This window comes from Brevibacillus halotolerans, from assembly GCF_026891775.1.
GTDB classification, from domain to species: domain Bacteria; phylum Bacillota; class Bacilli; order Brevibacillales; family Brevibacillaceae; genus Brevibacillus_B; species Brevibacillus_B halotolerans.
Genome location: NZ_JAPTNK010000002.1, coordinates 285,463 through 306,264, shown reverse-complemented (window position 1 = coordinate 306,264; position 20,802 = coordinate 285,463). Strand labels below are relative to the sequence as shown.

General features: G+C 42.8%; 22 protein-coding genes. All 22 read right to left on the bottom strand.

Annotated elements, in window-relative coordinates:
- Positions 1-17 precede the first annotated feature (17 nt).
- The 22 genes from O0550_RS04385 to fliR all read right to left on the bottom strand — a co-directional run bounded on the left by O0550_RS04385 (position 18) and on the right by fliR (position 20,800).
- On the bottom strand, positions 18-866 hold the full coding sequence (locus O0550_RS04385; RefSeq protein WP_003336948.1) for a phosphatidate cytidylyltransferase: 849 nt from the start codon (positions 864-866) through the stop codon (positions 18-20).
- Positions 867-884: 18 nt separating this feature from the next.
- Positions 885-1,655 (bottom strand): undecaprenyl pyrophosphate synthase, encoded by a 771-nt coding sequence (gene uppS, locus O0550_RS04380; RefSeq protein WP_022584409.1) that lies wholly within the window; start codon positions 1,653-1,655, stop codon positions 885-887.
- Positions 1,656-1,726: 71 nt separating this feature from the next.
- On the bottom strand, positions 1,727-2,284 hold the full coding sequence (gene frr / locus O0550_RS04375) for a ribosome recycling factor (protein ID WP_003341354.1): 558 nt from the start codon (positions 2,282-2,284) through the stop codon (positions 1,727-1,729).
- A complete protein-coding gene (gene pyrH, locus O0550_RS04370; protein WP_003336945.1) occupies positions 2,285-3,010 on the bottom strand; it encodes a UMP kinase in 726 nt (241 codons plus the stop codon). It abuts the gene before it with no gap.
- 90 nt (positions 3,011-3,100) lie between these two features.
- Complete coding sequence (gene tsf, locus O0550_RS04365; protein ID WP_003336944.1) at positions 3,101-3,985, bottom strand: translation elongation factor Ts; 885 nt, start codon at positions 3,983-3,985, stop codon at positions 3,101-3,103.
- A gap of 142 nt (positions 3,986-4,127) precedes the next feature.
- Positions 4,128-4,832: a 30S ribosomal protein S2 gene (gene rpsB, locus O0550_RS04360; protein ID WP_003341356.1), complete on the bottom strand. Its 705-nt coding sequence runs from the start codon at positions 4,830-4,832 to the stop codon at positions 4,128-4,130.
- 296 nt (positions 4,833-5,128) lie between these two features.
- Positions 5,129-5,881, bottom strand: a complete 753-nt coding sequence (locus tag O0550_RS04355) for a hypothetical protein (protein WP_003341357.1) — start codon at positions 5,879-5,881, stop codon at positions 5,129-5,131.
- A 1-nt stretch (position 5,882) separates the two neighbouring features.
- Complete coding sequence (locus O0550_RS04350) at positions 5,883-6,479, bottom strand: DUF6115 domain-containing protein (protein WP_258425680.1); 597 nt, start codon at positions 6,477-6,479, stop codon at positions 5,883-5,885.
- A 23-nt stretch (positions 6,480-6,502) separates the two neighbouring features.
- Complete coding sequence (locus tag O0550_RS04345) at positions 6,503-6,832, bottom strand: hypothetical protein (protein ID WP_233882519.1); 330 nt, start codon at positions 6,830-6,832, stop codon at positions 6,503-6,505.
- 18 nt (positions 6,833-6,850) lie between these two features.
- Complete coding sequence (locus O0550_RS04340) at positions 6,851-8,248, bottom strand: flagellar assembly protein A (protein WP_003341360.1); 1,398 nt, start codon at positions 8,246-8,248, stop codon at positions 6,851-6,853.
- Positions 8,249-8,291: 43 nt separating this feature from the next.
- Positions 8,292-9,083, bottom strand: a complete 792-nt coding sequence (locus O0550_RS04335) for a FliA/WhiG family RNA polymerase sigma factor (protein ID WP_003336937.1) — start codon at positions 9,081-9,083, stop codon at positions 8,292-8,294.
- A gap of 18 nt (positions 9,084-9,101) precedes the next feature.
- Complete coding sequence (locus O0550_RS04330) at positions 9,102-9,494, bottom strand: hypothetical protein (RefSeq protein WP_096886145.1); 393 nt, start codon at positions 9,492-9,494, stop codon at positions 9,102-9,104.
- A gap of 2 nt (positions 9,495-9,496) precedes the next feature.
- Complete coding sequence (locus tag O0550_RS04325) at positions 9,497-9,982, bottom strand: chemotaxis protein CheD (protein ID WP_022584404.1); 486 nt, start codon at positions 9,980-9,982, stop codon at positions 9,497-9,499.
- Complete coding sequence (locus tag O0550_RS04320; protein ID WP_003336934.1) at positions 9,969-10,604, bottom strand: chemotaxis protein CheC; 636 nt, start codon at positions 10,602-10,604, stop codon at positions 9,969-9,971. The genes O0550_RS04325 and O0550_RS04320 overlap by 14 nt, the downstream gene beginning before the upstream one ends.
- 3 nt (positions 10,605-10,607) lie before the next feature.
- Positions 10,608-11,084, bottom strand: a complete 477-nt coding sequence (locus tag O0550_RS04315; RefSeq protein WP_003336933.1) for a chemotaxis protein CheW — start codon at positions 11,082-11,084, stop codon at positions 10,608-10,610.
- 16 nt (positions 11,085-11,100) lie between these two features.
- Positions 11,101-13,158, bottom strand: coding sequence for a chemotaxis protein CheA (locus tag O0550_RS04310; RefSeq protein ID WP_003336932.1), 2,058 nt, complete (start codon positions 13,156-13,158; stop codon positions 11,101-11,103).
- A gap of 19 nt (positions 13,159-13,177) precedes the next feature.
- A complete protein-coding gene (locus O0550_RS04305) occupies positions 13,178-14,320 on the bottom strand; it encodes a protein-glutamate methylesterase/protein-glutamine glutaminase (RefSeq protein WP_096886144.1) in 1,143 nt (380 codons plus the stop codon).
- A gap of 44 nt (positions 14,321-14,364) precedes the next feature.
- Positions 14,365-15,255 (bottom strand): MinD/ParA family protein, encoded by an 891-nt coding sequence (locus tag O0550_RS04300; RefSeq protein ID WP_258425679.1) that lies wholly within the window; start codon positions 15,253-15,255, stop codon positions 14,365-14,367.
- Positions 15,248-16,873: a flagellar biosynthesis GTPase FlhF gene (flhF, locus tag O0550_RS04295; protein ID WP_181748007.1), complete on the bottom strand. Its 1,626-nt coding sequence runs from the start codon at positions 16,871-16,873 to the stop codon at positions 15,248-15,250. Before flhF ends, O0550_RS04300 begins: the two co-directional genes overlap by 8 nt.
- Positions 16,873-18,906, bottom strand: coding sequence for a flagellar biosynthesis protein FlhA (gene flhA / locus O0550_RS04290; RefSeq protein WP_003341371.1), 2,034 nt, complete (start codon positions 18,904-18,906; stop codon positions 16,873-16,875). Before flhA ends, flhF begins: the two co-directional genes overlap by 1 nt.
- 14 nt (positions 18,907-18,920) lie before the next feature.
- A complete protein-coding gene (gene flhB / locus O0550_RS04285) occupies positions 18,921-20,021 on the bottom strand; it encodes a flagellar biosynthesis protein FlhB (protein ID WP_003336926.1) in 1,101 nt (366 codons plus the stop codon).
- Positions 20,021-20,800 carry a flagellar biosynthetic protein FliR gene (gene fliR, locus O0550_RS04280; protein ID WP_003336925.1) on the bottom strand — a complete coding sequence of 260 codons (780 nt, stop codon included), beginning with the start codon at positions 20,798-20,800 and terminating at the stop codon, positions 20,021-20,023. The genes flhB and fliR overlap by 1 nt, the downstream gene beginning before the upstream one ends.
- Positions 20,801-20,802 lie beyond the last annotated feature (2 nt).

Here is a 20,802-nt window from a genome sequence, read left to right as displayed (position 1 = left end):
TGTCTACGAGCTACTACTTAAAACAAGCCAAATAAGTACAGTATCGGAAACACAATAAGCATACTATCAAATCGATCGAGAATACCTCCATGGCCTGGTAGAATATGACCTGAATCCTTTACTGCGAAATGGCGCTTGTAAGCTGATTCTACTAAATCTCCTAGCGGACCGACAATACCTGTAATGGCTGCAATTGCTAAAGCTTGTCCCCAAGGAAGAGCTCCAGGTACTTGCAAAAAGATCAAGAAAGCATCAATTGCCCCGACAATCACAAGGGAGGCAAGGAAACCTCCAAGCGCTCCCTCTACTGTTTTATTTGGACTAATATCTGGCCATAATTTACGTTTACCGAATGCTTTTCCTGCAAAATAGGCTCCAGAATCTGTTGACCATACAGATAACAAGATGATAATCGTGAGCCAAAATCCAGTTAAGCCGATCCCCCCGCGAGCGACGGCAACGTAGTGAAAACCATATCCTATGTATAACGCTCCGAGTAATACCAGAGCGGCATGTTCAATATGAAAGCGATTTTTACTAAGTACAGTATAAAATAGCAGCAAGAATAAAGGTAACAGCAGAATTTGACCCCATTCCACTGTGATTGTACCAATACCATTCACCTTCAAGAATCCTAGCACTGGAAATAATAAAGCTGCGAGGTCTGGTTGCCATGCACTTATCAAAATCACATAGCCTAGTATACCTGGAAAACTAAATGGCTTTATGTTGGCCATGCGTAAAAATTCAAAAAGGCCGATGAAGGCCATAAGTAATACAAGGGACGAGTACCAAATCCCCCCCAGATATACCAGGGTGAGAAAACCAACACCCCCAAGTATTCCGGTAATTATCCGTTCCTTCACTTGTTCCACCTCTCCAGATCAAACTGCGCCATAGCGACGAGCTCGACCTTGGTATTCAGCAATCGCCTGTATGAAATGCTCTCTGGAAAAATCGGGCCAATACACATCCGTGAACCAAAATTCCGTATAAGCTAGTTGCCATAGCATGAAATTGCTAATACGAATTTCTCCGCTCGTGCGAATTAACAAATCAGGTTCGGGAATTCCTTGTGTATATAAATGAGAGGCAATTGTTTCCTCATCAATTTGTTCAGGTGTTAGCTTGCCTTGGGCGATCAATTGAGCAATCTCTTTTGTCGCTTTTAAAATTTCATCACGCCCTCCATAATTAAGGGCAAAATTAAGTTGTAAGCCTGTATTATTTTTTGTCTTTTCCTCTGCTTCAATTAAAGCGTTTAGAGTATGAGAAGGTAAGCCTTCTCTAGAACCTATCATACGTATCCGTACATTTCGTTCAACTAATTCTACCAATTCAGTCGACAAGAACTCCTGCGGGAGCTTCATTAGAAACTCAACTTCGTCTTTAGGACGCTTCCAATTCTCTGTAGAAAAGGCGTACATCGTTAATACACCTACACCGATTTCATCTGCTGCTTTTACCACATCTTTTACGGTTTTCATACCCTGATGGTGCCCAGCAACACGCGGTAAATTACGCCTTTTAGCCCATCGTCCATTACCGTCCATAATGACTGCTACATGGTGCGGAATGACTCCTGCCTGATCAAACGCATTGCTTTTATGTTCTTCCTGCCTACCGCTAAACATTTTTCCTAACCGTTCTAACATACAGGTTTCCCCCAAAAAGAGAGATATAGACATAGCTCCCCCTCATCACAGAGGGGGAACATTTTCTCACATTATACCTCGAGAATGTCCTTCTCTTTATCTTTTACGATTTTGTCAACTTCCGCAATAAACTTATCGGTCGTTTTTTGAACCGTTTCTTGATGACCGCGGGATTCATCCTCAGAGATTGAAGCCGCTTTTTCCAACTTTTTAATACCATCATTCGCATCGCGACGTACGTTGCGAATTGCTACTTTTGCATCTTCTCCACTCTTGTTCGCAACTTTTACTAAGTCGCGGCGGCGCTCTTCTGTAAGTGGTGGAACGGCAATGCGGATTACGGAACCATCATTAGTTGGTGTAAGTCCGATATCAGACTGCATGATTGCTTTATCGATATCTTTTAGAGCATTCTTATCCCAAGGCTGAACTTGTAGCATACGTGGTTCTGGAGCAACTACGTTAGCCAATTGATTGATTGGTGTTGGTGTTCCATAGTAGTCTACCATGATTTTATCCAACATAGCCGGAGTCGCACGACCAGCACGCAATGTCGCTAGGTCCTTTTTTAATGTTTGAATCGCCTTGCTCATGCGATCTTCCATATCCTTTAAAATGTTTTGTGGCATTTAAGCATCCCCCTTTACTATAGTCCCAATTTTTTCTCCCATGACGGCCCGACGAATGTTGCCCTCTTCCGTTATGGCAAAAACAATAAGTGGTATATGATTATCCATGCAAAGACTGGAAGCGGTAGAATCCATGACGCCTAAGCCTTTGTTTAAAACTTCAAGGAAAGTTAGGTTATCGTATTTTGTAGCGCTTTCGTCAATACTTGGATCGGCTGTGTACACACCGTCCACCTTATTTTTTGCCATCAGGATAACCTCTGCTTCGATCTCGGCAGCACGCAATGCTGCTGTTGTATCGGTGGAGAAGTACGGGTTACCTGTACCAGCCGCAAAGATGACAACTCGCCCCTTCTCTAAATGACGAATCGCCTTTCTGCGAATGTATGGCTCAGCTACTTGACGCATCTCAATAGAAGTTTGAACACGGGTAGGTACGCCGACCTGTTCTAACCCATCTTGCATCGCAAGCGCGTTCATAACAGTTGCAAGCATGCCCATGTAGTCAGCCGTTGCGCGATCCATTCCTTTGGAGCTTCCGGAAAGACCTCTCCAGATGTTTCCTCCACCTACTACTACGGCTACTTCTACACCTAGCTCTACGATTTCCTTTATTTGATTTGCAATCGAAGCGATAACTTTTGGGTCGATTCCATACCCTAGTTCCCCAGCTAGTGCCTCTCCACTCAGCTTTAGTATGACTCGTTTATATGCAGCGTCTGGCATGCGAAAAGACCTCCATTTTCATTTCGTATTGCTGTTATTTCCTGTGTTTCTTTAAAAATAGGGAACACAGCGGTGTTCCCTATTTTCATCTTATTGCTTATTCACTTGCGCCATTACTTCAGCAGCAAAATCTTCTTGTTTCTTTTCAATACCTTCCCCAACTTGGAAGCGAGCAAAGCCTTTGAAGCTAGCTCCTGCTTCTTTCAACAATTGAGAAACGCGTTTGTCTGGATCCTTAACGAATGGTTGCTCTACTAAGCAATATTCTTCAAAGAATTTTGCCATGCGGCCTTCTACCATTTTGTCTACGATGTTAGCAGGCTTTCCTTCAGACAACGCTTGGTTTTTCAACACTTCACGCTCACGGTCAATCACGTCTTGAGAAACTTCTTCTCTCACGCCGAAACGTGGGTTAGAAGCTGCTGCGTGCATTGCAATGTCTTTTGCCAAAACTTCATTGTCAGTATCATTTAAAGCTACCAACGTACCGATTTTTCCACCCATGTGCAGGTATCCACCGAAAACGCCGTTGTCAGCTTTTTCAAGGATTTCAAAGCGACGGAAGCTGATGTTTTCACCAATTGTTGCGATTTTCGCGTTGATGGTTGTACCCAAATCTTCTCCACCTTGGAACGCTTGAGTCAAAGCTTCTTCAACAGTAGCAGGGCGAGCGTTTACTACATGTTCAGCGATATCTTTAACTAGTTGTTGGAACTCAGGGTTTTTAGCAACGAAGTCTGTTTCACAGTTAACTTCTACTACTGAACCAAAGTTTCCGTTAATTGCAAATCCAGTCAAACCTTCAGCAGCGATACGTCCGGACTTTTTCGCAGCTTTTGCGATACCTTTTTCACGAAGTAGGTCAATCGCTTTTTCGATATCACCATTTACTTCTTCTAGTGCGCGTTTGCAGTCCATCATACCTGCGCCTGTTCTTTCGCGCAATTCTTTAACTGTTTGTGCCGTAATTGCCATTGAATTACATCCTCCTTCAACTAATCCGCAAGCATCTTATTGCCTACGTATGTAATGTGTGAAACTCTTCGTCGGGAGATACAATTGTATTCGTAGAAAAGGGTGGACGGGGTTCTGAAAACCCTCAGTCCACCCTCATTCATTACGCCGTGGTTGTTTGCTCTCCGCCTTGGTTTCCTTCAGACAGAGCGTCAGCCATCTTGCCAGTTAATAGTTTAACAGCACGGATAGCGTCATCGTTACCAGGAATCACATAATCGATTTCGTCTGGATCACAGTTAGTATCAACGATCGCTACGATTGGGATACCCAATTTACGAGCTTCCGCAACAGCGATGCGCTCTTTGCGAGGGTCGATTACGAACAATGCGTCAGGCAATTCTTTCATGTGCGCAATACCGCCCAAGAATTTCTCTAGGCGATCCATTTCTTTGTTCAATACGATAACTTCTTTTTTAGGAAGAACATCGAAAGTACCATCTTCTTGCATACGTTTTAGTTCAGCAAGACGAGCAGTACGTTTTTGAATAGTTTCGAAGTTAGTCAATGTACCACCCAACCAACGTTGGTTGATGTAGTAGTGACCAGTGCGTTCAGCTTCTTCTTTAACAGACTCTTGCGCTTGTTTTTTCGTACCAACGAAAAGTACTTTACCTTCGTTAGCAGCAACTTCGCGCATGAAGTTGTATGCCTCTTCTACTTTTTTCACCGTCTTTTGCAAGTCGATGATGTAAATTCCGTTACGTTCTGTGAAGATATAGCGATCCATTTTTGGGTTCCAACGACGAGTTTGGTGACCGAAGTGAACACCAGCCTCAAGAAGTTGTTTCATAGAGATTACCGCCATATTTCACACCTCCTCTAGTTTGGTTTTTTGTGTCAACCTCCGCCGACCGCATTTTTCAAGCAAAACTACCAGATGGTAGCACCGTTGCCGAAATTAGCCTGCGTGTGTATTTAACACCGAAGAAAACTATATCATATCAAAATAACAAATGCAATAAATAGTGTTAGAAAAGTTGCTTCGGTTTACTGTTATTTTCACCTAACGATATCCATTTTATCCAAAAAATGAACGACATATCATCAGTAAACTTATTTTTTAAGAAAATAACTATTAGGAAGCATTCTATTACCTGTCACTTATTTATGTTCAGATAGCGAATCGGCTACTGGAGTTTTCGGCGGCTCAGGAGGGGTTGGAGGAACTGGCGGCGTTATACCTGATGTATCCTTTTGCTCCGCTCCCGGCTTATTATTCGTAGTTTGCTCAACTGACTGCTCCTGCTTTTTCGCAGGCTCTTTTTCGCCTGTAGTGGACGTAGATTGCTCACTGTTCTCCTTAGAGCTATGATTCTGTTTTGAAACATCCTTCGCTTGTTGTTGCGTTGGAGCTGATGAGCCTTTAACAGGCTGCGTAGTTTTACTGCTTTCTTTTTCGTTTTCTTTCGTTTTCTTATCCGATTTCTCGGTTGATTGTTCCGTCTTCTTTTTCTCTTTACTGGACTCATTCATTTTCTGCTTCTCTGTCGCCGACGGTGAAGCCTTCGTTGCTTCCTTATCATGCTCGGAAGCTAGCTTCTTTTTCTCAGTATTTGCTGTTGGGGCAGTATCAGGCTTCTTCTCTGGTTGCTTTTGTCCAGTTGGAGCAGAGATAGCTGGCTGCCCGCTTTGTTTTTCTTTACTCGGATTTGGAGTTGCTTGTGGCTGATCTTTTGAAGGAACCTGCGTTTGCATACGCTGATATTCCTCTTTAGAAAGAACTACCCACCCTTGAGTAGCAGCGATTTGCTTTAGTTCATCTATGCTAATCGCCTTCTGTCCGAAGACTAGAAGAAATACGGCAGAGAATACAATCCCTAGTCCAAAACCCATCCACCCGATTCTCGTTCTCATGTCAGGCCTCTCTTTCAATCGGCTCGGCAAGCGTTAAAATTAATTCAATCTCCCCATGTCCGGCTCCAAGCTTTTTAGCTATCTCGGGAGTAGTAAGCCCTTGTTGTACTAATTCAAACACTCGCTGATACCGATCTTTTAATGCCAACACGTCTTGAGAAATCTCTGGTTGCTGGTCAGCGCTAGCTTGGCTCAACATCTGGGATTGCTCTACTCCCTTTTGTAATAAAGCGTGGGATTGTTGCAACTCACTAAATTGAAGATGTAATTTTTCCATCTCCTGCTGAAGAGAAAGATTGTCTTGTGCATATTGCTTAGCAGAAGCGAATAATTCCTGCTGGCTTTTTCTGATTTGCTCGATGTTCGCATGCAAATTCTCAGCTAACTCTTCATTTTCCCTTTTCACCTGTTGAACAAAGCGTTTAAGCGTTGTTTCCATGCTAGCGCGATCCAGGCTGGTGAGCTCTGAATGCTTCATCGAAGAAATTGCCTCAGAACCTATCTCGTGATGTTTTCTTTTAGATAACCAAAGGGAGAGGCCTGAAAGCACAATAGCGATTAGGCCAACTCCAAGTAGTATATATAACAATAGAGTCATTTTTCTTCACCTAGTTAGAATAGTTACAAAGAAATATCAATATGATGCCCACGGATTGGGTCAGGTGAAGGATGGGTTTGCGCTTTCATTTCTCCTTCTGCTTGTCCCTCTCGCCTTTGTTCAGGTTCTCCCTCATGCTTCTTTGCAGACTCTTCTTGTTTATTTTTAACCTGTTGTTGTTCTGATTTATGCACATTCTCCGTTTTATTCCGTTTGGCTTCAGCTAGCCTCTTCTGTTCTTCCTTAATCTGCTGTTGCTCCGCTGCAGCCCGTTGTTGCAGTTGTTCTTGCCATCTACCTATCTCTTGTGTCCTTGGAATAGCATGCTGTAATTCGAGTGCTTTAAAACTCATCAGCATCTCTCTCCTTTTCTAAATGAGAGTGGAAGTAGATATCTCTCCATCCAAAACTAGGAATCGAGTACGGCTAAACTCTTGTTTAATAAAACGCACATGCTTACCAAAAACCAGCTTTGCTCCTGGGAAAATTAGCTGAGATACCTCAATATAGGATGGAATCTCTTGGTCTAATTCTGCCTCAAGTCGTCGTTTTTCTTCTTCTAACGTTTTTATTTCTTTATCCAACACAAGCTGCGTATTGGTCAATCTAATCTGTAACGACTTCTTGTCAGAAGGCAAATCCCCATAGGCTTGCATCATTTGCGTCAATACCTGTAGCCCTTGATCTGCCTTGCGCTTCTGATCATGAAGGTCGGTTAATTTCTTTTTAATTTGGCTGACTTCTTCGCGGCATTGGGGCTTAGCACCCACTTCAAGACTGGTTGGCGTAGAGCTCATATTGCCTACTACCTGTGCAATAATCTTCTCGCCTGCTTGAACGACACCACCAATAATAATCCCCTTGGTCCCTTTGCAAACCACCTGCTTCCCAGCCTTTACCTGTGAAAACATGATGCTTTGTTTAACGAAAACGTTATTGCCGGCAGTTACATTCCCATTTTGAATATAGGAGGTCGTCACGTTATTACCTGCTTGAACATGTCCCTTATCCTGACCAGCAATACCGTTTTTAATATCAATGGAGCCTTCTGCAATCAGTTCGGCACCCTCTACACTTCCATAGATGCGAATATCGCCTGTGGCTTTTATCGTAAACCCAGTTGGCACATGGCCACGAATAACAACCGTTCCAACAAAATCAATATTACCTACACTAAAATCAACGTCTCCATTGACTTCATAAACAGGGAACACATGAATCTTGTCATTGTCCACCGATACTTGACCGTCTATTACAGCGTATGCCAATGTTCGTTCTTCATTTAACACAATCCCTTTACCAGGCTTTAATAAAGCTTCTTTACCTGGCTTTGGTGGGATCACATCATCTGTAACCGTTCTACCTGGTACTCCCGGTGTTGCCATAATCTTTTCTGCTAACAGTTGACCACGTGTCACATTAGCAATATTGAGAACGGAATAATAGTCCACTCGTCCATCTTCAAGCACTTTGGGGGAAGTTTTCTCTGCTGACTCATCTTGAAATAGATAACGAATGCTACCATTTTTACCCGGTATCGGTTCCACTCCTTTAGCAATACTGAGAGGCGTATTAACATATTGCGACGGGGCAGAACAGATAGCACGCACATGATTTTCTATTATTCCATATCTCACACCTTTTGTTTCACAAAATCGAATCAAGTCTTCCTCTTTAAGCGGGACATCACTTGTTGCTTTTAATGTAATTTCAGCAAGAAGCTTGTCAGATGAAATATGAATTTCCGCGTAATCGGTAATTTGATTCACGAAAAACCCCCCTTTTTCTGCGCTTTTGGGCGCCACCAGTTTTCTACATTAACTGCGATTTCCATTTTGCCAACGTATTGCGTAGACGAAAAATCGCTTTGGAATGCAACTGGGAAATACGTGAAGGGGATAAGCTCATGACCTCAGCGATTTCAGATAGAGTTAACTCTTCAAAGTAAAAAAGTGAAACAACGAGGCGCTCTTTCTCTGGTAGTTTGTCAATGGCTTGAGTTAAAACTTCCTTCAAATTCTGCATTTGGGCGACGTTTTCAGGATTTGGCATAAGATCATCTATTAAATAAGCATGACGAGCAATTTTCTGTTCATCTTCATCACCTACTGCTTCGTCAATCGACAACATACTGGATAACGAGGTATCATACATCACCTGTTGAACTTCTTTTTCCGTTATTCCCAAATGAACACTTACTTCTTTCTCAGTGGGAGAACGTAACAGATTTTGCTCTAAATATGTATACGCTTCTTCGATTTTTTTTGCCTTATCCCGTACCGTGCGAGGAATCCAATCATTTTCACGCAATCCATCAATCATAGCTCCACGAATTCTCCACATGGCATACGTTTCAAATTGCAAGCCCCGTTTATAATCAAACTTGTTTAAAGCATCAAGCAACCCGAATCGACCATAGCTGATGAGATCATCCTTATCCACGTTGTTAGGTAAACCAATGGAAAGACGCATTGCCACTTTATTTACTAGCGGCAAGAATTTTTCCACCAGTTCTAATTCCGCTTCTCGACTCCCGTTTTCTTTCCATTCCATCCATTTATCAAATTCTTTTGTTACCTTCTCTTGATTATATACGCGAGCCATGGTTTAATCACCTGCCTTTTACTCATCAGTAAATCTTCTTAACGTTTGGGCAATTAATTTTGGGTCATGCTCTGCAGATTCAGCTTCTGCACGCTCTACTTTTAATGGAATAAACTCTTCTTCTGGATGTAAAGACTCGTTCGTTTCTTCCTGATCGGTAGCAGCTTCCTGCTCTTCCCCTGCTGCTACTTCCTCGTCACCATCTGTATCCTCCAGCTCGATAGGATCTTCTTTTGGAAAAAGAATGGATAATACCCACTGAACAAGAAAGGCGATGATAAAAATAACCAGAAAAGCCAAAACTCCACGATAAAACGATACAACAAACAAATTGCCAGTAATGGCAGCCAAAAACGTTAGTAGAAATGCAATGCATCCTAACCAAAGACTTCTTTTCACGGTTTGGTTCATGGTTATACTTCCTTAGTTCCTTGATTTACGGTCCGGATTTGCAATACCCCGGTTTCCGCATCAACTTCAATAGTTCGTCCGCAATTTCCACCAGTATCCTCTGCAATAATCTGAATGGAGAATTGTTTTAAAGCTACTTTGCACGCCTCCACATTCCGCGGTCCAATTCTCATTGCATCGTTGGTAGAAAGAAAGGTAAACATTTGGGCGCCTCCAGCTAACTTAGCCGTCATATGACGGGTTTGGGCTCCCAGTTTCTTCATTCGTTCAACTAATTCAGGAATTGCTGTATCAGCATATTTCAAATGATTGGTCTCTGTATTTTTCCCTAGGCTTGAATCCGGTAACATGACATGTGCCATCCCCGCAATTTTAGTACTACGATCATAAAGTACAACCCCAACGCAAGAACCTAAGCCTGTCGTGCGAATATGGTTGGGGGAACTAGCTACTCCTGCGTCTGCCATTCCAACTTTAATAATTTCCATCTAACGGGACCCCTAATGCTTGGAATAATGTTGCAAATGAATCCGGATCTGGGATGAGGAAAAAGTGACCTTGCATTTTTTCGTTGCCTTCCATAAAAGCTGTGTCGATCGTTAAAGCAAAATCACCAGCCCGACCTAGTTCAATAAGTCCATAGCTCAAAAGAGCGCCTGCCATATCAATCGCAAGAGCAGGTACAGTCGGTTGCATATTGAGCTTCGTAAAATCAGCCAGTGATGACAGATAAGAACCAGCCATAATGTTGCCGATCTCATGCAAAGCCGATAATTCCATCTCACTAAAGATCTCTTCCTGCTCTTCTTGTGGCACAATCCCCAGCAGATGCTGCAATAGATTTTTAGCGGAAGGAATATCTATAATAAAAAACATATTTCCAGGGCAATCGCCTTCTACACGTAAAAAGACTGCAATTACCACCACTTCATCTCCACCCAGGAAATCTGCAATTTCCTGGAAAGAGATGATTTTTACTTGTGGAACAGTCATGTCGATTTCTTTTTGAATCAATTGCGAAAGTGCCGTGGTTGCATGACCAGCCCCAATATTACCTACCTCACGAAGCACATCTAATTGAAATTCGCCTAATTTCTTAATATGAGTCATAGACTAAACCTCAAACGAATCCAATTGTTTAATCTCTTCTGTACTCAACACTTTATCTAGATTTAATAAGATCAGTAGACGTTTTTCTAATTTAGCTACACCACGTAAATAGGTTGCTTCAACTCCGCCAACCACGGCTGGTGGCGGTTCGATTGCATTAACAGGGATATCAACCACGTCGTTTGCAGAATCAACAATTAGTCCAACTTCTAGTTCGTCTACAGCTACGATAATCACCCGTGTAGCTTCTGTGCATTCTGTTTCGGCCAATTGAAAACGACTGCGTAAATCAATAATAGGTGTAACCACACCACGTAAATTGATAACACCCTTTACAAACTCTGGTGTGCGAGGTACGCGGGTAATATGTTCCAGTTTCTCAATCGATCTAACCTGCTGAACCTCTACACCGTACTCTTCGTCTACCAATCGAAAAATAATTACTTTTACTTCTTCAGATGCTGCATTCATATCCAACATACTCATGACCTCCTACCTACTTAATTAAGGCATTGCAATCGAGAATTAATGCGACCTGTCCATCACCTAAGATCGTTGCTCCGGAAATGGCAAAGACATTGACTAGATACTTGCCTAGCGATTTCAGCACGATTTCTTGTTGTCCAATAAAGGAATCAACAACTAAGCCAGCCATTTTTTCCCCTTTGCGAACAATAACGACAGCCACTTCGTCTTCACGAGCTTTTCCATTAGATGGAATTTGGAAAATTTCTTTGAGAGACACAAGAGGTACAATACGTCCTCGGAAGTCAATCACTTGTTGACGATGAGCCATCATGATTTCGCTTTTCTTGAAGACAGCAGTCTCAATAATGGAGCTTAACGGAACCGCATACTTCTCATTTTCAACCTGAACTAGCATTGCAGAAATAATAGAAAGGGTCAGCGGTAGCTGAATACGGAACACAGAGCCTTCATTTGGCGCTGAATCAACTGATACGGAGCCACCTAGTGATTCAATCTTCGTTTTAACAACATCAAGACCTACACCGCGTCCTGAGATGTCAGATACTACGTCAGCCGTACTAAATCCAGACGAGAATAAAAGTTCAAATATCTGTCTGTCCGTCATCGTTTCTGCAACAGCGGCACTTACTACTCCACGGCTGATCGCTTTGTTACGTACCTTATCCTTGTCAATACCTGCTCCATCGTCACGTACTTCAATAAAGACGTGGTTACCGCTATGATACGCTTTTAGCTGAACCACACCCTCCTCTGGCTTACCAGATTGTTTACGCTTCTCAGGAGATTCTAGTCCATGGTCGATAGAGTTACGCAATAGATGAACAAGTGGATCGCCAATTTCATCAATTACAGTACGATCAAGCTCCGTTTCAGCCCCAAAAATCTCTAGATTTACCTTCTTGTTTAATTCCTTAGCCAAATCTCGAACCATCCGAGGGAATCGGTTGAATACCTGCTCTACTGGAACCATACGCATGGTTAGGATGATATTTTGTAGATCACCGCTAATCCGGCTCATGTGTTCCACTGTTTCATGCAGCTCTGTTTTACCGATTTCTCTGGCTAACTGCTCTAAGCGTCCGCGATCAATAACTAGCTCGCTAAACAAATTCATTAAGATGTCTAGACGTTCAATATCTACACGGATGGTTTTGCTAGCAGCAGGTCTTTTCGCAGGAGCTGCTGGGGTTGCCGGCTTTTGCTCTTTTTCAGGCTTAGCAACTTCCTGGGCAGGAGCTGCCGCAGCTACTTCCTTGTCCCCCGCTGCCAAGTTAATCTCCTCAATCAAAACCTCCTCGATTTCAGAGATATTGCTGATTGCTTTATGGATCTCTTCTAAAGATTTTGAAGTGATATAAACAACCTCAAAGGATCTATCAAATTTTTCATTTTCAATCTCTTCTACGGAAGGAGTTGACTTGATTACCTCTCCATGTGTGTCCAGTTGGTCAAATACCATATAAGCACGCGCTGCTTTTAGTACACATTCTGCTTGCAGGCTAACACGAATCCAATATAAATTGTTTCCTGTTTCCTGCGATTGACGCATAATTGTGATCGCATAATCATCTAGCTGATAGTCACGTGTTACAGCTTGAGCTTCTTCGACCTGATCATTGGTTTCTGCATCAGAGTCGTCATCCTCAGCTATTGTAGCGGTAGGTTCAGAGGATGCTTCGTTAAAATCTCCTGCCACTATGGAACGAAGGACTCCTACTAATGAGCTAACATCAGCGGCCCCGTCGCCACCTTCCATGATGTTTTGAACCATACCTTCCATAATGTCTACACTTTTGAAAATGACGTCCATGATGTCGGTTGTAATCATTAGCTTCTGATTACGGATCAAATCAAGCACGTTTTCCATTTCGTGTGTTAAGCTGGCCAAATCTTCAAAGCCCATCGTTGCTGCCATTCCCTTTAAGGTGTGAGCTGAACGAAAAATTTCATTAACGATTCCAATGTCATGCGGATCGGTCTCCAGAGTCAACAGATTGGAGTTAATCGCCTGCAAATGTTCCTTGGATTCTTCAATAAACATATCAAGATATTGATTCATATCCATGTATCTATAACCTCCCCCATCATGTTACGAGTCGAACTAACGTCTCTGCCATGTGGTCCAGTGGAACAATATGATCCGCTAATCCAGCTTGAATGGCTGCACGTGGCATTCCGAACACGACACAACTACTTTGATCTTCTATCAATCCTACGACGTGATGAGCTTCCTTCATCTGTCGTAAGCCCGCTGTCCCATCAGCTCCCATGCCAGTCAAAATGACCGCCCACTGCCTTGTATGCGTAAGTTTGCTCGCTGATTCAAACAAAACGTCAACGGACGGACGGTGACCGCCACGTGGCGCCTCTTGATGTAATTTAATGATGATTTTTCCACCGGATGGCTGCATGGCTTCCATATGATAGCCTCCCGGTGCGATATAAGCTATACCTGCCTTCACTTCTTCTCCGTCAGTTGCTTCCTTTACTGTGATTTGGCACATGCTATCTAGGCGTTGGGCCAAACTTTTCGTAAACCCTGGTGGCATATGCTGCACAATTAATATCGGCGCTGGAAAATAAGCAGGTATCTGAGTTAATAAAGTTTGTAAAGCACGAGGTCCCCCTGTGGATGTTCCTAAGAACACAACCTTCGTCCCTGACTTATCCGTCAATTCCGTATGTTGCACTCCCATACTTTCTTTCGTAGGAAGGACTTGCTCATTCGTCTTTTCTGTTTGAAATAGCTTTTTCTTTGGCTCTGTTAGTGGTTTTTTAACAGGAGCTTTCGCGATTGGAGCTATTTGTTTTTGCCTGAAACGTCCCTTTGCTGCCGCAGCTTCCTTCACGAGTTCGACAAGCTGTTTGCCAACTTTATGGATGTCTAAGGAAATGGGCCCAGAGGGTTTGCCAATAAAATCAAAAGCACCTAACTCCAGCGCTTTTAAAGTGGCATCCGCTCCTTCTTTAGTCAAGCTACTCAACATGACAACAGGCAGTGGATGCTCTACCATCAGCCTCTCTAATGTTGCAAGTCCATCTAAAATAGGCATTTCCACATCAAGCGTAACCACATCTGGCTGTAGTTCTCTTACTTTTTCTAAGCATTCCATTCCATTTCGAGCACGAGCCACCACTTCAATGTTGGGATCGCTTGTCAAAATGTCAGAAATGACCTTGCGCATGAAAGCGGAATCGTCTGCCACTAGTACTTTAATTTTCATCATGTTACCGCTCCCTTCTAGTCACTTCAATCGTTTACACCATCTGTTTACATCCACTTTCTTAATTTAGCAAGAAATCCTTTAAATCCACCTTGCTCTTCCTGATCTGTTGAAGAAGGGTTGAGCTGGGCAGTATATTTTGCAGCCAGTTGGCGAATGCCTTTTGCCATCTGAGACTGTGGATAAACGAGTAAAAGGGGGTGCTGCTGCTTTACTGCCTTTGAAACATACGGGTCGTCCGGCAATATTCCAAGTACTCCTATAGGAAATTCCAAAAAACGTTGGGCTACTGTAATCAGCTTATCAGCGGTTTGCTGACCTTCCCGTGTTGTTGAAGTACGATTTATTATTAACTTGATGTTAGCATCAGGTTTTTGCAAATGAACCATCTTCATCATGGCATATGCATCCGTGATAGCTGGTGGCTCAGGTGTGGTCACCAGCAAAATTTCATCAGATGCCATTAGAAATTGCAAAGATTCTTTGCTAAGTCCAGCCCCTGTATCAAAAAGGATAATATCGGCATAACCTTGTAATTTTCCCAATTCATCAAAAACCTTGCTCAATTCCGAATCTTGGAGTCGAGACATTTCGCTAAAGCCTGAGCCACCTGCAATGAATTCCAGACCTTTAGGACCTTTTTCAATGATGTCCCATACAGTATGGTCTGCTTCAAGAAGATGAAATAAGTGTTTCTTAGGAGTAACCCCCATTAAAACGTCAAGATTAGCTAAGCCTAGATCAACATCAAATACAAGAACCTTCTTGCCTTGCTCCATGAGACCTAGGGCTAAATTAAGCGTGACATTTGATTTACCAACGCCACCCTTTCCGCTAGTAACGGCTACGAGTCGCGTTTTGCGCGTCTCTATCTTTGCTTCATATGCTTGCTTCTTCCGTTGAAACTGTTCTCGCAGCTTTTGAGCTTGATCATGCATATGCCTCTTCCCCCACGATCAACTTGGTCAGTTTCTCCGTTGTGATGACTTCAATATCGTCAGGAACATTTTGTCCTGTAGTCAAATAAGAAAGAGGAAGATCAAATTGCTCAAGTAACGACAAGATGGGTCCATAATGTAGTGTTTCATCAGCTTTTGTTAAAATAACCTGCGAGATAGGCACGTTCTTAAACTGCTCCATGATTGCCTGCATGTCCGCAAATTTGGAGGTTAGACTCATGACTAGTAAATGCTCGCTCATTTCTTCCCATTGTAAATACTCTTTTATTTTGCTTACAAATTCATCATTTCGATAGTTACGTCCCGCTGTGTCAATGAAAATCAGATCATAACCCTGCATTTTGTCCAAGGCATTCTCCATTTCATTTGCAGAGAAAACGACTTCTAATGGTACATTTAAGATATTGGCGTATGTCTTTAACTGCTCTACTGCTGCAATTCGATAGGTATCGGCCGTAATAAACCCTACCTTTCGTTTTTCCTTTAACATATGCCATGCTGCCAGCTTGGCAATTGTCGTGGTTTTACCCACTCCTGTTGGTCCAAAAAAGAATAGATATTTTTTAGGATTCTTTGTTTTGGTTTCATCAGGTACATGCTTAGCGATTCGTTCGGCTATCCTTTGTCTCATCAAGCTGTCTACTTCTTCTTGGGTAGCATGATATGGATCAGATAGCTCTAGCAAAATATCATGCAATAGTGTAGCAATCGTGCTTTCTTGCATTTCATTATGTAAAAGCTTCTCTCGCCATTCGGTAAGGGATGGAGGTAATTGCTCACTGGCCTGTTTAGCAAACAAGAGCTTGTGGAGCATTACTCTCATATCTTTTAGCTCCCCAATCATATCCCGATATTCTTGCATACCTGTTGCTTGATCAAGTCGTTTCTCTTGATGCGCTTTTTCTGTAGAAACAGAAGTCCCAGTCTGATTCATGGATAAAGAGGATGCCAAGCTCTGAGAATGATCTGGCAACGAAGACTCTTCTGCGCTAGGAGTAGAGGTCACCTCTCCTGATGTTGCTATGAGTCCCGTGTCTTCCTCTCGCTCCCGCACTAGTGGAGTTTGAACTGGAGTTGACTTCGGTAATCCTGTACTCGCTTGTGGATTAGAATCTGTAAAGGTATTTATTGTTTGTTGATAACGGATGGCTGCAAGCGCTCCTGCCAATGACTTGGGTTGCCCCTCTGGCTGCACGGCATCTCCATTTTGTGCTGGAGTTACCAATAGCTCCTCTTTTGGACTTGCGTGAGGAGCTGTGTTGGGCTGAGAAGCTGTTTGGATAACCTTGGGACTCTGTCCAACAGAGGGTTGCTCATTGTTTTTAGGCGCTTGATACCCTTGCTTGCCTACCAATGAGTTCACAGTCTCTTGCCTATCCAGTTTAGGAACGGAAGTAGCAGGCTTTGCTGGAGCCTGCTTTTCTTCCTTGGTTTCCGCTGCTGCGATCACTTCGATTTGCTGTTTTTTAAACAGCCCCATGAAGCCGCCTGTCTTAACTTGCTTCGTATTTAAAATGACAGCATCTTTCCCGAGTTCGACACGAATCTTTTCTAAGGCCTCTGGCATTGATTCAACCAAGTATCGTTTGACTTTCATTATACATTCACCACTCCTACACTCTGCACTTCAACATGAGGCTCTAATTCACTGTACGACAGAACAGGAATGTCAGGCAACATGCGCTCCATCAATTGTCGCAAATACATGCGAGTCATAGGAGAAGATAGAATAACAGGCTGTTGACCCATATTTACCATACGATTTACTTGCTCAGATACACTTTGGTAGATGCGTTGAGAGGTATCCGGGTCCATAGCTAGGTAACTGCCTTGTTCAGATTGCTCAACACTCTCGGAGATGGTTTTTTCCAAACTTGGACCTGCCGTAATGACTCGGAGCGGTTCTCCAGGCTGTGTAAACTGTAAAGTAATTTGTCTAGCTAATGCCTGTCTCACATATTCAGTCAATACCTCTGGGTCCTTAGAGAACATAGCATGATCAGCCAATGCTTCCAAAATGATTGGAAGATTACGAATCGAAATTTTTTCTTTTAATAGTTTCTGTAGAACCTTCTGAACGTCACCAATTGAAAGCAAGGATGGGATTAATTCATCTACTAACACTGGTGCTGTTTCACGTATGTTATCAATTAACGCTCGTGTCTCCTGACGTCCGAGTAATTCATGAGCGTGGCGTTTAATAATCTCTGTTAGATGGGTAGCAACTACGGATGGCGGATCGACAACCGTATAGCCAGATAGCTCAGCCATCTCTTTATTTTCCTCAGAAACCCAAAGAGCTGGTAGGCCAAACGCCGGTTCCATCGTAGGGATACCCTCCACGGATTCATCCTCAAATCCAGGACTCATTGCCAGATAGTGATCCATTAAAATCTCACCCGTAGCAATCACGTTGCCTTTGATTTTGATGATGTATTCATTCGGCTTCAGTTGAATGTTATCCCGAATACGGATAACGGGAACAACTAGTCCTAATTCAAGGGCGCACTGGCGACGGATCATAATGACTCGATCGAGTAAATCTCCACCCTGCTTCGTATCCGCTAACGGAATTAACCCATAGCCAAATTCAAACTCAATCGGATCAACCTGTAGAAGATTAACCACACTCTCTGGACTTCGAACTTCCTCAAGCTGCTGCTCTTCTTCCTGTGTAAAGGATTCGGCCAATTCGCTCTTCTGCTGTTTGGTTAATCTCGTTGCCGCAATACATAAAATGACTGCTACGATAGCCGTAGGAAGCAAGCTGATTGGTGTTAACAATCCGAGTAATAGCATCGCTGCAGCAACCACATACAGCAATTTAGGATGTGCGAACAATTGTTCTGTGATATCTTCCCCTAAACCGCCTTCCGAAGATGCACGTGTTACAATAATACCTGTTGCTGTCGAAATCAGAAGCGCGGGAATCTGGCTTACTAAGGCATCACCAATCGAAAGTAGTGTAAAGGTACTTAAAGCTTCCATAAAGCTTAATTTATGTATAGCTACCCCGATAATAAAACCGCCAATAATATTGACGATAAAGATAACGATACCTGCGATAGCATCCCCTTTTACGAATTTACTCGCCCCGTCCATGGAGCCGTAAAAGTCTGCTTCTCGTTCAATTTTACGACGTCGCTGTCTCGCATCTTGTTCACTAATCATTCCTGCATTTAGGTCTGCATCAATACTCATTTGCTTCCCTGGCATCGCATCTAATGTAAAACGAGCAGCAACTTCCGCTACACGTTCCGAACCTTTCGTGATAACGATGAACTGGATGATGATCAAGATTAGGAATACAACAAAACCGATAACAGCGTTACCACCTACTACGAAATCTCCAAACGCTTCGATAACTGTACCACCCTGACCTGTAGATAAGATGTTACGGGTAGTTGAAACGTTTAGAGCCAACCGGAATAGTGTTGTTAATAGCAATAATGTAGGAAAGATGGAAAATTCCAGAGCCTCTTTGGTATACATCGAGACGAGCAGGATAACCAGGGCCAACGATATATTAACAATTAGTAGCATATCTAACAATCCGGATGGTAAAGGGATTACCATCATTACGACAATGCTTAACACGAAGATGATCATGCCCAACTGTTTTGCACCCATCTCGTCTCCTCCTTTCATCGTTTCACTTTACCTTGAAGTTTATAGACATAGGCCAATACCTCTGCTACCGCTTTGAACAGTTCCTCTGGAATGGTTTGACCAACCTCCACCTTTGCGTACAATGCCCTCGCAAGTGGTTTGTTCTCCATTGTAACTACGCGGTTCTTTTTGGCGATTTCTCGGATTTTCAAAGCTAAAAAATCCTGACCTTTAGCAATCACCGTCGGCGCCATCATTTCAGCAGAATCATACTTAATCGCTACCGCAAAGTGAGTCGGGTTGGTAATAATGACATCTGCGTTAGGAACTTCCTGCATCATGCGGCGCATGGCCATCTGTCTTTGGCGTTCTTTAATTTTACTTTTGATGAGGGGGTCACCCTCCATTTTTTTATGTTCATCTTTAATGTCTTGTTTGGACATGCGTAGATTCTTTTCATATTCGTAGCGTTGATATAGATAATCAAGGAATCCTAAGATAACCAACAGCATTCCGACTGAAATCCCCAGCTTCACGACCTGCCAGCCTGTAAACTCTAGCACTGCTTCGATTGTGGAAAAGGAAAGCCGTGGAATCTTATCCTTGATGTCCCATAAAATCATGTAAACAACAATCATTCCTGCTGTAATCTTTAAAATAGACTTAAACAATTCAACAAGAGTCCGCATCGAAAAAATTTTCTTAAAGCCTTCGATTGGATTTAATTTTTCTAGTTTAAATTGAATTGGTTCTAAGGAGAAAAGCACCCCGACTTGCAAATAGTTGACCACTAACGCGACCAACATGCAGACGCCAAACACCATACCCAGAATCTTGGCTGCCTCCTTGACGACCTGCAGGGTAATCACCTGAAGATTTTCAGCATTTACTTCCCAGGTCGCATAACTGCCCAACGATTCGCGTAGAATGCCTTCAAAGATGCCTAACATCCAAGAGCCAGCGATCATCAACAAAAAAAATACGGAGCTGATCATAAAAGCGGGGGCCAAATCTGAACTTTTGGCAACCTGCCCTTTTTTGCGAGAATCCTGACGTTTTTGAGGAGTTGCTTTTTCTGTTTTTTCGCCGTTAAAAAATTGCAAGTCTACTGTCACAAAAAAACGTGGATAACTCATCATGCTCCTCCCAAAATCAAGATCAATTCCGCCATAGCCTGAAACATCTTGGAAATATAATTACTAAGTACTAAAAAGAATCCAGGCATGATGAAAATGAGCATTAAAAAGCTAATTAACAGTTTCAATGGAAGACCTACCACAAAAATATTAAATTGTGGAACCGTTTTGGCGACAATACCAAGAGAGAGGTCTACCAGAAATAAGGCAATAACAATCGGTATTGCCATCATGAAGGCGCTCAAAAACATCTGCGAAATAGCCTTCAGCATAAACTCTCCAAATGCTTCAGAAGAAAACGAGACTCCGAGTTTGCTAATCGGGATGGTCTGATAGCTTTTCAGAATGCCCTGAATCATCAAATGATGTCCATTAATACTCAAAAAATATAAGGTAGCTAGGATTTCCTTCAAACGACCCGAAATTGGTACATAAGCACCTGTAGCCGGATCTACAACGTTAGCCATAGCTAAACCCATTTGCAAATCCATGAGTCCACCCGCTACCCGTACAGCCGAAAACATGAGCTGTAGCAAGAACCCCAATAACAAGCCCACGATCGTTTCCTTTACTACATAAGCAGCAAAAGTGATATCCAGCGGAATTTTATCCAAAATGGGTACATAGGCAAAACTGATGAACGCCATAGCAGCAGCGAAGCCAATCTTAAACTGATTAGGCATACCGCGTTGCGTAAATAGTGGAGCCGATACCACAAAGGAAATAATTCGCACAAATACCAGCAGGTACATGGGCAAGAACGTTTCAATCAGTTGCATAT